Origin of the sequence: Lentzea waywayandensis, assembly GCF_900115955.1 — a bacterium.
Classification (GTDB): domain Bacteria; phylum Actinomycetota; class Actinomycetes; order Mycobacteriales; family Pseudonocardiaceae; genus Lentzea; species Lentzea waywayandensis.
On sequence record NZ_FOYL01000001.1, the window covers coordinates 1 to 14,215 of the forward strand.

The following is a 14,215-nucleotide window of genomic DNA, read 5'->3' on the forward strand; positions in this document are numbered from 1 at the left end:
CGGTCACCGGGGACGGCACCGGCGGAAGAGCACGCTTCTTACGGCCGATCGTGGCCTGAATGTCGCCGCCGGTCTCGGCAAACCGCCTGGCGACCAGCCGCAGCATCTCACCCGAGACCCCGAGCCGGGCCGCGATCACTTCCTTCGGATCAGGCTCACCCACCGAGGTATCCAGCGCGAGCAGCACCCGCGCCCGCCGGATCGCCGACGCCGAGTGCACGCCCGTGGTGGTCAGCCGGAGCAGTTCTTCACGATCCCGCGCCGACAACGTGACCGGCCGTTTCAACTGGGAGGCCATGACAACAGCCTCCCAGCCACATGCATCAAAACTAAGCAGCGACACACTACTAGGGTCGGAGAGGACGCTAGGAGGCGCGCAGTGGGACTACGCAGCGAGCACTGGTACGCAGGTCAGGACCGCAACGCCTACATCCACCGGGCCTGGATGCGGCGTGGCGTCCCGGACGACGCCTTCTCCCGTCCCCAGATCGCGATCGCCAACAGCGCCTCCGACCTGACCCCGTGCAACGCGCACCTGAACGAGGTCGCGAAATCCGTCTCCAACGGCGTGTACGAGGCGGGCGGCATCCCGCTCAACCTGCCCGTCGTGTCGCTGGGCGAGACGAACGTCCGCCCGACCGCGATGCTGTGGCGCAACATGGCCGCGATGGCCACGGAGGAGATGCTGCGCGCCAACCCCGTGGACGGCGTGGTGCTGCTCGGCGGGTGCGACAAGACGATTCCGGCACTGCTGATGGCCGCCGCGTCCGTCGACATCCCGGCGGTCGTGGTGCCCGGCGGGCCGATGCTGACCGGCACGTTCCGCGGCACTCCCCTGGGCTGCGGCACGGACGTGTGGCGGCTGTCCGAGGAGGTGCGCGCCGGCACGTTGTCGCAGGAGGCGTTCGTCCGCTCGGAGTCTTCGATGATCCGCAGCCGCGGTCACTGCAACACGATGGGCACGGCGTCGACGATGGCGTTGGTCGCGGAGGCGCTGGGCACCGTCGTCCCCGGCGTGGCGGGCACCCCGGCGCCGGACAGCAGGCTGCTGGAGGCCTCGCACGGCACCGGGCGGCTGATCGTCGAGCTGATCGAGAAGGACCGGCGTCCCAGCACGTTCCTCACGAAGGCGAACTTCCACAACGCGATCGTGGCGCTGGCGGCGATCGGTGGCTCGACCAACGCCGTGGTGCACCTGCTCGCGATCGCCGGGCGTCTGAACATCGACCTGACGCTGGACGACTTCGACCGCATCGGCTCCGGTGTGCCGTTGCTGGTCGACCTCCAGCCGGCGGGCCGGTTCCTGATGGAGGACTTCCACCGCGCGGGCGGGCTGCTGGCCGTGCTGCGGGAGGTCCGCGACCTGCTCGATCCGGAGGCCTTGTCCGTCACCGGCAACCCGCTGGTCGATTACCTGGACGACGCGCCGATCTGGGAGCCGGAGGTGATCAGGAGCCGCAGCGAACCGATCATCGCCGAGGGCGGGATCGCGGTGCTGCGCGGCAATTTGGCGCCATCAGGATCTTTGATCAAACCGGCGGCCGCGTCGGCGCATCTGTTGCAGCACCGGGGCAAGGCCGTCGTGTTCGACAGCATCGAGGACTTCCACGCCCGCATCGACGACCCGGATCTCGACGTGGACGCGGACTCCGTGCTGGTGCTGCGGGGCTGCGGCCCGCGCGGCTATCCGGGGATGCCCGAGGTGTCGAACATGCCGTTGCCGAAGAAGCTGCTGGAACAGGGCGTGCGCGACATGGTCCGGATCTGCGACGGGCGCATGAGCGGCACCGCGTACGGAACCGTTGTCCTGCACGTGGCACCGGAGGCGGCGGCAGGCGGACCACTCGCGCTGGTCCGCACGGGCGACGTCATCGTGCTGGACGTGGAGAACCGCCGCATCGACGTGGAGGCACCGGACTTCCTGTCCCGTACGCCGAACGCGGCGACGACGTCGGCGTTCGCGGCACCGAAACGCGGCTGGGAACGGCTCTACGTCGACCACGTCCTGGGCGCCGACACCGGAGCCGACCTGGACTTCCTGGTCGGCTCCAGCGGTAGCGACGTCACCCGCGAGTCACACTGAACTCAGTGCGCGTGCTCGTGTTCCTCGACGTGACCCGCGTCGTGCACGTGCGTGTGTGAGTGCGTTTCTCCGTCGTGCGTATGGGTGTGCTCATGCTCGACGTGATCGTGCGCGTGTTCCCCATGCGGATGCGTGTGAGTCGTGTCGCCGTGACTGTGCTCGTGGGTGTGCACTCCGTTGTTCATGTCCTTGATGCTGGCATGAGTCCGACTTGAACGCACAAATGCAAGATCTTGCCTATTGCAACTCCCTTGCTGTTAGCTGCACCCGGCAACACGGACTTCTGGGGAGGATCTGCATGCGGCGAGCTGTTCTGGCGGCCCTCGTTCTGGTGGCGGGGTGCTCGTCTCCCGACGGCGCGACGACCGGATCGGCCACGTCGATCGTCATCGGCGCGGGCAGTGAGCCGGAGAACCTCAACCCCGTGCTCGGCTACGCCCCGGACGGCGCCGCGAAGATCTTCGACGGGCTCGTGACGCGGGACGCCTCGCTGGCCCTGAAACCGGCGCTGGCCGCGGAACTGCCCACCGCGTCGGCGGACGGCCTGACGTGGACGGCCAAGCTGCGCAAGGACATCACCTTCTCGGACGGCACGCCGGTGTCCGCCGACGACGTCGTGTTCACCTACAGGTCCGTGCTGGACAAGAAGGTGAACTCCACGATCGCCTCCCGGTTCGACGCGCTGACCGAGGTGAAGGCGGTCGACGCGGGCACCGTCGAGTTCAGGCTCTCCTACCCGTACGCCCCGTTCGCGCAGCAGCTCGCGCTCGGCATCGTGCCCGCCGCGAAGCTCGCGGGCACGGACATCAACAGCGCGCCGTTCAACACCGCACCGGTCGGCACCGGCCCGTACACGGTCGAGTCGTGGCGCAAGGGCGACCGGATGGTGTTGAAGGCCAACGAGAAGTACTGGGGCGGCGCGCCCGCGATCAAGTCCGTGACCGTGGTCTTCGTGCCGGACGACAACGCTCGCGCGACCCGCATGGCCGCAGGCGAGTTCGACGGGACGGTGCTGCCGCCCAAGCTCGCCCAGACCTACCGCGACCGGTCCGGCTACAAGGTCGTGCAGAACCCGTCCGCCGACTACCGCGGCCTCGGCATCCCGTCCGAACTGCCGCTCACCTCGTCCCCGCAGGTCCGGCGCGCGATCAACCTCGGCATCAACCGCCAGGCCATGATCGACGCCGTGCTGGCCGGCTCCGGCAGGCCCGCCTCCACGCCGATCTCGCCGTACCTGAAGGACTGGTACAGCGCGGGTTCCGCGTTCGGCTACGACCTGGCCGAGGCCGAGAAGCTGCTCGACGAGGCCGGGTGGCGCAAGGGCGCGGACGGCAAGCGCACGAAGGACGGCCAGCCCGCGAAGCTGCCGGTGCTCTACCCCGCGCCGGACGTGCTGCGCAAGGAACTGGCTCTCGCGACGGCCTCCGACATCGCGAAGCTCGGCATCGACGCCCCGGTCGAGGCCACGACGTTCGAGATCATGCTGCAACGCCAGAAGGAAGCGGCGGCGGTGTGGGGCGGCGGCGACCCGTACGACCCGGACACGGCGGCGTACACGTTGCTGCACTCCCGTTACGCGGGCCAGTCCGGCTACGTCAACATGACGCTGTACAGGAACTCCACTGTGGACACCGCACTCGACACGGCGCGACGCAGCCTCGACCCGGCCGCCCGCAAGAAGGCCTACGACGAGTTCCAGACGGCCTACGCGGCCGATCCCGGCTGGGCGTTCCTGGTGTTCCTCGACCACACCTACGTGCTGCGCGACAAGTGGAACGGCCAGGAGACCCAGGTCGAGCCGCACGACCACGGCCTCGTGCACGCGGTGTGGTGGAACCTCGAGCGCTGGACACCGAAGTCATGACCCGGTCGATCGGCCTGGCCGCGTTGCGGCGGCTGGCCTTCGCGGTCCCGGTCCTGCTCGTGGTCAGCTTCGCGCTGTTCGTGCTGGCCAAGGCCAGCCCGTTCGACCCGGTCGAACGCTACTTCGGTGTCCGGATCATCGGCGCCTCCCCGGAACGCGTGGCTCAGCTGCGCGAGAACTGGGGCGTGGACGAGCCCGTCGTCGCCCAGTACTGGGCCTGGCTGCGGCACGCTCTGGCAGGCGACCTCGGTGACTCGCTGTCGTTGCAGCAACCCGTGTCGGCGGTGATCGGCGACCGTCTCGGGTGGACGGTGCTGCTGGTGTCGGTCGGCTTCACACTGGCACTGGTGCTCGGCCTGGTGCTGGGCACGCTCGCGGCATGGCGTCAGTGCTCGTGGCTCGACCGTTCGATCACGGGCAGCTGCTACGCGCTGGAGGCGGCGCCGGTCTTCTGGCTCGGCCTGGCGGTGCTGTACATCTTCGCGCTCCAGCTGCGGTGGTTGCCGGGCGGCGGTGTGACCACGGGCTCCGAACCGGTGTCCGTCGGCGGGGTCGCCGTCCACATGGTCCTGCCGGTGGCGGTGCTGGCGATCTCGCAGGCGCCGTGGTTCGTGTTGTTCGTGCGGCAGAACCTCCTCGAATCGTTCACGCAGGACCACGTGATCGGCGCGCGAGCTCGCGGGCTGCCCGACCACCTGGTGGTGTCGGGGCACGCCTTGCGCACCTCGCTGCTGCCGTTCCTGACGCTCCTCGGCGCACGACTGCCCGAGCTGATCACCGGGGCGTTGCTGGTGGAGACGGTGTTCTCGTGGCCGGGCATCGCGCGGGCAACGGTGGAGGCGGCGCTGAACGTCGACTTCGCGTTGCTGGGCGCGTTGACCGTGATGGCGACGGGTGTGGTGTTGCTGGGCAACCTGCTGGCCGACGTCCTGTACGCGCTGGCCGACCCGAGGGTGGCGCTCGATGGCTGACCTGCTCTGGCGTCCTGCCCCGCGCAGCCGCCTCACCGCCGCGAGCCCGCCGCGCTCGCCTCGCTGGCGGCTGCTGCCCTCCGCGATCATCCTCGCCGTCGTCGCGCTGGTCGTCCTGATCGTGCCGCTGGTCGTGGAGCTCAACGAGCAGTACGTCGACCTCGCGATCGCCAACCAGCCGCCGTCCGCCGCGCACCTGTTCGGCACCGACGAACTGGGTCGCGATGTCCTGCTGCGCTGCGTTTACGCGCTCAGGGTCTCCCTCACCGTCGGTGTGGTCGCCGCGCTGATCTCCGCGTTGGTCGGCACCGCGGTCGGCGCCCTGGCGGGATCGATCGGCGGCTGGTTCGACCGGATCCTGATGCGGGTGGTCGACGCGATCGCGTCGGTGCCGCACCTGCTGCTGGGCATCGTGATCGTCGCGATCCTGCGGCCGAGTCTGTCCGCCGTGATCATCTCGATCGCGCTGACGCACTGGCTCACCGCCGCCCGGATCGTGCGGTCGGAGGTGCTGTCGCTGCGGACCAGGCCGTTCATCGACGCGGCGATCGTCGGTGGCGCTTCGAGACTTCAGGTGATGACCCGGCATCTGCTGCCGAACGTCGCCCCGCAGGTCCTGCTCGCCACCACGCTGATGGTGCCGCACGCCGTGTGGCACGAGACGGCGTTGTCGTTCCTGGGCCTCGGTCTGCCGCCGCACGCGGCCAGCATCGGCAACATGATCAACGACGCCCAGCGCTCGTTGCTCATCGGCGGCTGGTGGATGTCGCTGGCGCCAGGACTGCTGCTGATCATCACGACGCTGGCGGTGTCCGGGGTGAGCGGCGTGTGGCGGGATCGGCTGAACCCCAAGCGGCGCACGGAGTTGACGTGGTGAACCTGGAGATCGACCGGGTGTCGGTGCGGTTCGCGCTCAAGGGCGCGACCGTCGAGGCCGTGAACGACGTGTCGTTGCGGATCCGGCCCGGCGAGTGCGTGGCGCTGGTCGGCGAGAGCGGCTGCGGCAAGACGGTGCTGGCCTCGGCGTTGCTCGGGTTCCTGCCGGGCAACGCGGAGACCAGCGGCAGCGCGCGGCTCGGCGACGTGGACCTGCTCGCGGCGAGCGACCACGAGCTCGCGACCACGATCCGCGGCCGGCAGATCGGCCTCATCCCGCAGAGCCCGGCGAGCCACCTGACGCCGGTCCGCACCGCGCGTTCGCAGCTCGAAGAGGCCGCGCGGGTCCTCGGCGGCGACGCTCTCCAGGCGGCTGAACGAGCCGGTCTGCTCCCTGAGCACCTCGACCGCTACCCGCACGAGCTGTCCGGTGGCATGGCGCAACGCGTCGCGAACGCGTTGGCGCTGGTCGGCGACCCGTGGCTGTTGATCGCCGACGAACCGACGACCGGCCTCGACCGCGATCTCGTGGACGGGCTGCTGGACGAGTTCCGCAGGCTGGTCGACGACGGCCACGCCGTTCTGCTGATCACGCACGACCTCGCGGCGGCGCACCGGATCGCCGACCGGATCGCGGTGATGTACGCGGGACGGATCGTGGAGGTCGGCCCGGCGCACGAGGTGCTCGACAACGCGAAGCACCCGTACAGCCGGGGACTCGCCAACGCCCTGCCGGAACGGGACTTCCTGCCGATTCCCGGCCAGCCGCCCCTGCTCACCGACCTGCCCGCGGGCTGCGCGTTCGCCCCGCGCTGCGAGCAGGCCACCGCGATCTGCGAGGACCGCCCCGTGCTCACCGACGACCCGCACGCCGTCGCGTGCCACCGCCCGTGCTGACCGCGAACGGCGTCACCGCCGGCTACCGCGAACCGGTGATCACCGACGTCAGCCTGACCGTCCAGCCAGGACGGACGGTCGGCCTGGCCGGCCCGAGCGGGTCAGGGAAGTCCACTTTGGCCCGTGTGCTCGCGTTGCTGCACAAGCCGTTCGGCGGCACCGTGGAGATCGACGGCGAGACCGTCACCGGGTTCCGGTTCCAGGCCGTCCAGCGCACCAGGATCGGTGTGCTGTTCCAGCAGCCCAGGCTGTCGGTCGACCCGCGCTTCACCCTCCGTCAGGCGATCGCGGAGCCGTTGAAGAACCAGGACCGAGTCGAGGAACTGGCCTCGTTGGTGATGCTCACCGACGACCTGCTGGGCCGCCGTCCGCACGAGGTCAGCGACGGCCAGTTGCAACGCGCCTGCCTGGCCCGCGCGCTCGCGCTGAACCCGCGCTACCTGATCTGCGACGAGATGACGACGATGCTGGACGCCTCCACGACGGCCGCGCTGGTCGGCGTGATCCGCGCCTACCAACGTGAATCGAACGCGGGTGTTCTCGCGATCTCGCACGACGCCACGTTGCTGACGAGGTGGGCGGACGAGACCGTCAGACTTTCAGCACCGCGTCCACGATGACGTTGTTCCGGTAGCTGCCCGCGACCCGGTCGAACTCGCCCCCGCACGTCACCAGCCGCAGTTCCGACAACGGCGTCGGCCCGTACACGGCGTCCGTCGGGAACGCGGTCTTCTCGGTCGTGTGGGTGCTGCTCACGACGAACGTGAGCTTGCTGCCGTCCTCGCGCTCGACCAGCACCTCGGCGCCGGGCTGCAGTTCAGGCAGCCGGAAGAACACTCCAGGCCCGGTCTTCGAGTCGACGTGCCCCGCGATCACCGCCGGACCGGCGTCCCCCGGCGCGACGCCCTTGGCGTACCACCCGGCCTTGTCCGCGCGCGTCGGTGGCTCCAGCACGCCGGCGGAGTCCACCTTCAACGCCTCCAGCGACGTGTCGACCCCGATCGACGGGATCAGCACCGTCACCGGTTCCGGCACCTCGTCCGCGCCAGGCCCCTTGACCACGTAGATCAGCGTGACCAGCACGGCCGCTCCCATCAGGAGCTTGCCCTTGGCCATCAGCCGAACCGGAACAGCCGGCCGCGCACCGAGAACATCGCGACGCCCACGATCAGCGCGATCACCAGCGCCGTGAGCCAGTCCCAGCCGCCCGCCATGCCGCCGAACCCGGTCTCCTGCCCGCCGCCGGGCACGACCTCGGCGCCCTTGGCGTCGGTGCGCAGCTCGATCCGCCGGGCGCTGACCAGCAACGAGTAGACGCCACCGGGTTCGAGCGTGGCCTCCAGCGTCGTGGAGTCCTTCCCACGCGGCAGCACCTGGAGCCCGTCCGAGCCGGGCAGCATCACGACGTAGCCGGTCGTGGAGGTCGCCTGCACGTTGCGGTGCACGAACACGCTGCCGCGCAGCAGGTCCATCTCGGCGTCGCCGGCGTTGATCACGCGCAGCCGCGCCTGGCCGTTCGGCGGCAGGCTGACGTCGTCCTCGAGGACCTTCATCGAGGACGCGATGTCGATGACCGTGTACGCCTTGCCGGCGCCCGCCTGCACGAGCACCGACCGCAGCACCGGGCTCCCGGGATCGGCCCCGGCCGTGCGGAAGTCGACGACGTGCTCCCCCGCCTCGACACGGCGGTACTCGTAGAGCTCGGCGTAGTCGAGGGTGCCGAGCTTGACGCCGTCGAGCGTGGCATCGACGCGTGCCTGGTCCATCGAGAAGTGTCCCAGGCGCACGTACGTGCCTGTGGCGGCTTGCGCGGGCATGGCTGTGAGCAGCAGCAACAGCACAACAGCGAGCACTCGCACGTGGACACCTCCCCTCACTGGAGGTGTCCACGATAACTCGGCTGATCAGCTCCGTGGGAACTGATCAGTGACGTCCACCCCGTCCGGCAGCACCGCGAACAGGTCCACCGGTGTCCGCTGCGACACCATCTCACTGCGATGCGCGCGCTTGAGCCGGTCCCTGGCGACGACGACCTGCTGGCTCGGCGCGGACAGCACGAGGACCGGCACCGCGCCCTGCGCGACGTGCGCGCTCGCCCGGTCCGCGGTCCCGCGCCCGAACTTGAGCACCTTCCCGTATCGCACCAGGTAGAGCAGGTTCTCCTCGCCGCGCAAGCGCTTGAGCTGCCGCACTTCCCCGGTCTCGTCGTCGCGTCCCCACGTACCGTGCGACTTGGTCAGCCAGCGGAACCCGGTCCACGGCAACCCGTGCACGTCCGTCGCGAGCACCGTCCAGCCGGGCCGGAAGTACTTGGCCAGGCGAACCTTCACGGTCGTCGCTGCGATGAACTCCGAGTTCTCCCGCCAGGTGCCGTCGAGCTCCAGCCGGTGCGCGATCTTCTGCACCGCCGGGTCCGGCACCGACCTGTCGTCCAGGCACACCAGGCACCTCGTGCGCCAGCCGACGCCGCACGAGCGCGCGACGCCGCACCACCCGCACTGCTGGATCTGCACGGGCGCACCGCCAGGCCTGTCGTGCATCACCTTCATCTGGTCGGACACGACTTGCAGGCACGGCGCACACAAAGAACACCACGCGACCTCGGTGACATCCTTGCGCGGCAACCGGGTCATGCAGTTGATGCACTGCTTCACTTTGCCCTCCCCTTGCGGGAAAGCCTATTCCAGCGCCCTTCGCAGGCGCGAGGAGACGAGAGCGTGACGAGGATCGGTGACCGGGAGCAGCAGGTGCAGGCGTTCGAGCACCTCGGCGTCCTCCCCGCTGTCCGCGAACGACAGCAGCGCGTCGAGGTCTCCCCGCTCCAGCACGCCCTTGCGCACCGCCGCGGCGAGATCGATCCGCTCCTCGCGGACCACCGGAGCGTCCGAACGGGGTAGCAGATCACCGCTGTAGTGCCGGGTGGCCTTGCCCGCGTCGCCGGATCGCAACGCAGTCCGCACGTCGAGGAAGTCGCCGCGCACCACCGCATCGAGCCGATATGGCCTCGTCAACAGGACACCACCGAGCTGCGCACGCAGCCGATGCAGCTCCGCGCGGACCGTGGTCGGGTTCCCCCGTTCACCATAGAGCAACAATGCGAGTTGCTCCGCTGTCAGTCCCTTGGGGTGCAGCGCGAGCGCCGTCAGCACCTCCGCGTTGCGCAGCGTCAGCCCCAGCGGCCGTCCGTCGAGATCGGCGTGCACCCCGCCCAGGAAGTTCAGCGTCAGCACGTGCTGCCGTGGCGCGAACTGCCCCAGGTGGTGCTCGGCCAGCCGGGCGGCCGCGGACACGAGCTGCGCGACGGCCGGGTGCATGGTCTTCAACGGCCCGCTGACGTCGACTACGCCCAGCAGCAGCCCCGTGTGGGGGTCGTGGATCGGGCTCGCCGCGCACGTCCAGCCGTGGTAGGTGCGCACGAGGTGTTCGCGGGAGTGCACGGTGACGGACCTGCCGGTCGCCAGCGCCGTGCCCATCGCGTTCGTGCCGATGACGTCCTCGCTCCAGCGCGAGCCCTCGGTGAGGTGGACGCGTTCGGCGGTGTGGCGGACCCGGTTGTCGCCCTCGCACCACAGGATGTGACCGCGGGTGTCGGTGACGATCATGATCGTGTCGTCCATCGACAGCGTGTGCGTGAGCAGCGGCACGGTCGCGGCGAGCGGATGCGCGCCGCGCAGGTCGGCGACCTCGTCCGGCGCGTAGACGACCGGCGCCTCGTGCCTGTCCGGGTCGACGCGCGCGGCAAGGGAGCGCCGCCACGACTCGAAGATCACCGGACGCGCGGCACCCAGCTCGACTGGGTCCATTGGTCCAGGATGCAGCCCGTGCACCGCACCGGCAAGCCTGCGGTTGCTCCGATCGGATGCAACGTGGGTGAAACGTTGCCGGTTCTACGTTCACCGCCTGTTCGCAACGACGCGGGAGGCAGGCCCCATGGCGAAGTACGCGGCTCCAGGACAACCGGACAGCGTGATCACCTATCGCGACCGGTACGACCACTTCATCGGAGGCGAGTACGTGCCGCCCGCCAAGGGCCAGTACTTCGCCAACCCCACCCCGGTCACCGGTGAGGACTTCACCGAGATCGCCCGCGGCACCGCCGAGGACGTCGAACGCGCGCTGGACGCGGCCCACGGCGCCGCCCGCGCGTGGGGCAGGACGTCGGTCGCGGACCGCGCGAACGTGCTCAACAAGATCGCCGACCGCATCGAGGCCAACCTCGAGATGCTCGCGGTCGCGGAGACGTGGGACAACGGCAAGGCGGTCCGCGAGACGCTGGCGGCCGACCTGCCGCTCGCCGTCGACCACTTCCGCTACTTCGCGGGCGTGCTGCGGGCCCAGGAGGGCGGCATCTCGCAGATCGACGAGGACCTGGTCGCCTACCACCTGCACGAACCGCTGGGCGTCGTCGCGCAGATCATCCCGTGGAACTTCCCGATCCTGATGGCGGTCTGGAAGCTCGCGCCCGCCCTGGCCGCGGGCAACGCGATCGTGCTCAAGCCGGCCGAGCAGACCCCGGCGTCGATCCACGTCCTGATGGAACTGATCGCCGACCTCATCCCGCCGGGCGTGCTGAACATCGTCAACGGGTTCGGCGTCGAGGCGGGCAAGCCGCTCGCGTCCTCGCGCCGCGTCGCGAAGGTGGCGTTCACCGGCGAGACGACCACCGGCCGGTTGATCATGCAGTACGCCAGCGAGAACATCATCCCCGTCACGCTGGAGCTCGGCGGCAAGTCCCCGAACGTGTTCTTCGCCGACGTGGCCGCGCAGCGGGATGCCTTCTACGACAAGGCACTCGAAGGCTTCACGATGTTCGCGCTGAACCAGGGCGAGGTCTGCACGTGCCCGTCGCGGGCGTTGATCCAGAGCGACATCTACGACAGCTTCATGGGCGACGCCGTGGAACGGACCCGCGCGATCAAGCAGGGCCACCCGCTCGACACCGACACGATGATCGGCGCGCAGGCGTCCAACGACCAGCTCGAGAAGATCCTGTCCTACATCGACATCGGCAAGCAGGAAGGCGCCCGCGTGCTGACCGGCGGCGAGCGCGCCGACCTCGGCGGCGAACTGTCCGGCGGCTACTACGTCACGCCGACGATCTTCGAGGGCGACAACAAGATGCGGATCTTCCAGGAGGAGATCTTCGGCCCGGTCGTGTCGGTCACCCAGTTCTCCGACTACGACGACGCCATGAAGACCGCCAACGACACCCTGTACGGCCTGGGCGCGGGCGTGTGGTCACGCGACGGTTCCGTCGCCTACCGCGCCGGCCGCGACATCCAGGCGGGCCGCGTGTGGGTGAACAACTACCACGCCTACCCGGCGCACGCGGCGTTCGGCGGCTACAAGCAGTCCGGCATCGGCCGCGAGAACCACAAGATGATGCTCGACCACTACCAGCAGACCAAGAACCTGCTCGTCAGCTACTCCCCGAACGCCCTGGGCTTCTTCTGATGCCCCGCGTCGCACTGACCCCTGAGGCCGCGGACGTTCTCCGCGGCCTCAGGGCCGATCACGGCGACCTGATGTTCCACCAGTCCGGCGGCTGCTGCGACGGCTCCGCGCCGATGTGCTACCTGGCCGGGGAGTTCCGCACCGGTTCGTCCGACGTGCACCTCGGGGACCTCGCGGTGGACGAGTTCGTCATTCCTGTGTGGATGTCCGCCGCGCAGTTCGAGTACTGGAGCCACACGCACCTGACGATCGACGTGGTGCCTGGTCGTGGGAGCGGTTTCTCGCTGGAGGCACCGCTTGGAATACGTTTTCTCGTACGCTCTCGACTGTTGACCGACGAGGAGCTTTAGCATCTGCGCATGACCGTCCAATGCGGATGCTGCGGAGCCGAGATCACCTCTACGGACCGCATCGACTACAGGCTCAACCGTCCGGAGCAACTGCTCGGCGTGCCCGGCGAGCAACTCGGCGCGCCCACAGGCGGGCTGCTCGTCGGACCGGACGGCGACTCCTACATCCGTTGCCTGCTCCCGGTTCGGCTGACCGGCGGAACCGAGCTCGTGTTCGGCGCGTGGACGCAGATCAGCAAAGTCGACGCGATGTACGCGCACGCCGTGTGGGACAACGACGACGAGTACGCGAACCTGCGGATCTCCGGCACGTTCGCGAACGTGATCAAGCCGTGGGACCTGCTCGGCGTGCCCGTCGAGGCCGCGGTGCTCAACATCGACGAGCTGCCGTACTTCACCTCGCACCCGGTGCTGGAGCGGGAATGGAACCGCGACGAGGTGCTGTGCCGCATCCGGCACCCGTTGCCGATCCCCGTCCGCGAGACCCTCGGCGAGGTCTGGTCCATCGAACGCACCGACGGCATGCGCTGTGTGGTCGACGGCCGCACGGTCAGGTTCACGAGCCCGGACCGCCGGGTGGCGCTCGACGTCTACGCCGACCTCACCGGCGGCAGCGTGAGCGACTTCCTGGGCGCGGTCCTCGACGGCTACCCGGCGAGCGCCGAGCACTCCGTCTCGCACGACGGCCCCGAGTTGCGTCACGCGTTCTGGCTCAGCGAGGTGATCGACGGCCATGAGGAACAGGTGTTCCACGGTCACGTCGTCCGTCCCGGCACGATGATCTCCGTGCGCTGCGTATATCGCTATCCGGCAGACAAGGCGTGGGCGCAGCACGTGCTCAACAGCGTCCGGTACATCGGGTGACGGCCTGCGCGTGCTGCGGCACCGAGACCGACGACTCCGGCGCCATCGACCTGGACCTCGGCCTGCCACCCGGTGTCCGCTCCCCCTCGTTCCTGGCCGGCGGCAACGTCCTGCTGACCGACGACGCCGCGTTCGCCCGGTGCGTGCTTCCGGTCGAGCTGACCGGTGACCTGGAGCTGTGGTTCGGCGCCTGGATGCGAGTCGATCCCGGCGACGCCCGGCACGCGGCCGACTCGTGGGACGGCCCCGGCTACGCCTCGCTGAGGTTCACCGGCACGTTCGCGCACGACATCAAGCCGTGGGACGGCCTGCGCGGCGCCGAGGTGGTCGCCGAGGTCCGCGAGCCCGATGACCTGCCCGAATACGTCGAGCACCCGTTGCTCGGCACGACCTGGGACCGCGACGAGGTGCTCAGCGGCTACCTGGTCGAGCTGCCGGTCTCGATCCGGCAGAAGCTGCCCGGCCAGTGGAGCATCGAACGGACCGCGGGCCTCACCCCGCACGTGCTCGACGAGGGTCTGCGCTTCGCCGGTCCTGGCCGCGCCGTGTTCGTGGACGTCCGCAGGGCCATCGGAACGTCGGCCGAGAAGTTCCTGGAGCTGGCTCTGGAGGGCGCGCCGGACGTGCCTGAGGAGCAGCAGTTCCTCGTGCGCGACGGTGTCGAGCTGCGGCACGCGTTGTGGCTCACGGCCAGTTCGGAGGGCGTGACACGGCACGAGTTCCACGGCCACGTCGCACGGTTCGGCGAGATGCTCGTCGTGACGTGCGTGTACGACGACCCTGCCGACCACGCGTGGGCGCGGCACGTGCTGAACAGCGCCCGCTTCCGCCGCGTGACTCGCTCGTAACGTCAGGG

The 14,215-nt window shown here is 69.5% G+C and carries 14 protein-coding genes and 1 pseudogene; 10 read left to right on the plus strand and 5 right to left on the minus strand.

The features are described 5' to 3' along the window. A pseudogene (locus tag BM417_RS00005) lies at nt 1-298 on the minus strand (helix-turn-helix domain-containing protein); the annotation flags it as partial. Nucleotides 299-379: 81 nt separating this feature from the next. On the opposite strand from BM417_RS00005, the gene BM417_RS00010 reads away from it, so the two are divergent. The 6 genes from BM417_RS00010 to BM417_RS00040 all read left to right on the plus strand — a co-directional run bounded on the left by BM417_RS00010 (nt 380) and on the right by BM417_RS00040 (nt 7,311). Next, nucleotides 380-2,083, plus strand: coding sequence for a dihydroxy-acid dehydratase (locus BM417_RS00010; protein WP_093587648.1), 1,704 nt, complete (start codon nt 380-382; stop codon nt 2,081-2,083). Between the two features lie 298 nt (nt 2,084-2,381). Then, entirely contained in the window at nt 2,382-3,947 is a 1,566-nt protein-coding gene (locus BM417_RS00020; RefSeq protein ID WP_093587650.1) for an ABC transporter substrate-binding protein, read from the plus strand. Beyond that, nucleotides 3,944-4,918: an ABC transporter permease gene (locus BM417_RS00025; protein WP_093587651.1), complete on the plus strand. Its 975-nt coding sequence runs from the start codon at nt 3,944-3,946 to the stop codon at nt 4,916-4,918. Before BM417_RS00020 ends, BM417_RS00025 begins: the two co-directional genes overlap by 4 nt. Continuing rightward, nucleotides 4,911-5,795 carry an ABC transporter permease gene (locus BM417_RS00030; protein WP_093587652.1) on the plus strand — a complete coding sequence of 295 codons (885 nt, stop codon included), beginning with the start codon at nt 4,911-4,913 and terminating at the stop codon, nt 5,793-5,795. Before BM417_RS00025 ends, BM417_RS00030 begins: the two co-directional genes overlap by 8 nt. Beyond that, complete coding sequence (locus tag BM417_RS00035) at nt 5,789-6,691, plus strand: ABC transporter ATP-binding protein (protein WP_218164273.1); 903 nt, start codon at nt 5,789-5,791, stop codon at nt 6,689-6,691. Before BM417_RS00030 ends, BM417_RS00035 begins: the two co-directional genes overlap by 7 nt. After that, nucleotides 6,685-7,311, plus strand: coding sequence for an ABC transporter ATP-binding protein (locus BM417_RS00040; RefSeq protein WP_093588494.1), 627 nt, complete (start codon nt 6,685-6,687; stop codon nt 7,309-7,311). The genes BM417_RS00035 and BM417_RS00040 overlap by 7 nt, the downstream gene beginning before the upstream one ends. On the opposite strand, the gene BM417_RS00045 is transcribed toward BM417_RS00040, so the two are convergent. From BM417_RS00045 to BM417_RS00060, 4 genes are read right to left on the minus strand one after another with little or no spacing between them, the layout of a single operon-like run. Next, nucleotides 7,283-7,807 (minus strand): class F sortase, encoded by a 525-nt coding sequence (locus BM417_RS00045; protein WP_093587654.1) that lies wholly within the window; start codon nt 7,805-7,807, stop codon nt 7,283-7,285. The genes BM417_RS00040 and BM417_RS00045 overlap by 29 nt on opposite strands. Further along, nucleotides 7,807-8,550, minus strand: coding sequence for a DUF4397 domain-containing protein (locus BM417_RS00050; RefSeq protein ID WP_143138441.1), 744 nt, complete (start codon nt 8,548-8,550; stop codon nt 7,807-7,809). Before BM417_RS00050 ends, BM417_RS00045 begins: the two co-directional genes overlap by 1 nt. Before the next feature lie 45 nt (nt 8,551-8,595). After that, nucleotides 8,596-9,345, minus strand: coding sequence for a hypothetical protein (locus BM417_RS00055; RefSeq protein WP_093587656.1), 750 nt, complete (start codon nt 9,343-9,345; stop codon nt 8,596-8,598). Between the two features lie 24 nt (nt 9,346-9,369). Continuing rightward, nucleotides 9,370-10,494, minus strand: a complete 1,125-nt coding sequence (locus BM417_RS00060) for a GAF domain-containing protein (protein ID WP_093587657.1) — start codon at nt 10,492-10,494, stop codon at nt 9,370-9,372. Nucleotides 10,495-10,621: 127 nt separating this feature from the next. Here BM417_RS00060 and adh point away from each other — a divergent pair, with 127 nt between their 5' ends. Genes adh through BM417_RS00080 form a run of 4 tightly spaced genes read left to right on the plus strand, consistent with a single transcriptional unit; the run spans nt 10,622 to nt 14,207 of the window. Then, nucleotides 10,622-12,145 (plus strand): aldehyde dehydrogenase, encoded by a 1,524-nt coding sequence (gene adh / locus BM417_RS00065; RefSeq protein WP_093587658.1) that lies wholly within the window; start codon nt 10,622-10,624, stop codon nt 12,143-12,145. Then, nucleotides 12,145-12,495: a DUF779 domain-containing protein gene (locus BM417_RS00070; RefSeq protein ID WP_177320206.1), complete on the plus strand. Its 351-nt coding sequence runs from the start codon at nt 12,145-12,147 to the stop codon at nt 12,493-12,495. The genes adh and BM417_RS00070 overlap by 1 nt, the downstream gene beginning before the upstream one ends. 9 nt (nt 12,496-12,504) lie before the next feature. After that, the gene (locus BM417_RS00075; protein WP_093587659.1) at nt 12,505-13,359 is read left to right on the plus strand and encodes a hypothetical protein; all 855 of its coding nucleotides are present in this window, start codon (nt 12,505-12,507) and stop codon (nt 13,357-13,359) included. Beyond that, nucleotides 13,356-14,207 (plus strand): hypothetical protein, encoded by an 852-nt coding sequence (locus tag BM417_RS00080; RefSeq protein WP_093587660.1) that lies wholly within the window; start codon nt 13,356-13,358, stop codon nt 14,205-14,207. The genes BM417_RS00075 and BM417_RS00080 overlap by 4 nt, the downstream gene beginning before the upstream one ends. The last annotated feature ends 8 nt before the right edge of the window (nt 14,208-14,215 follow it).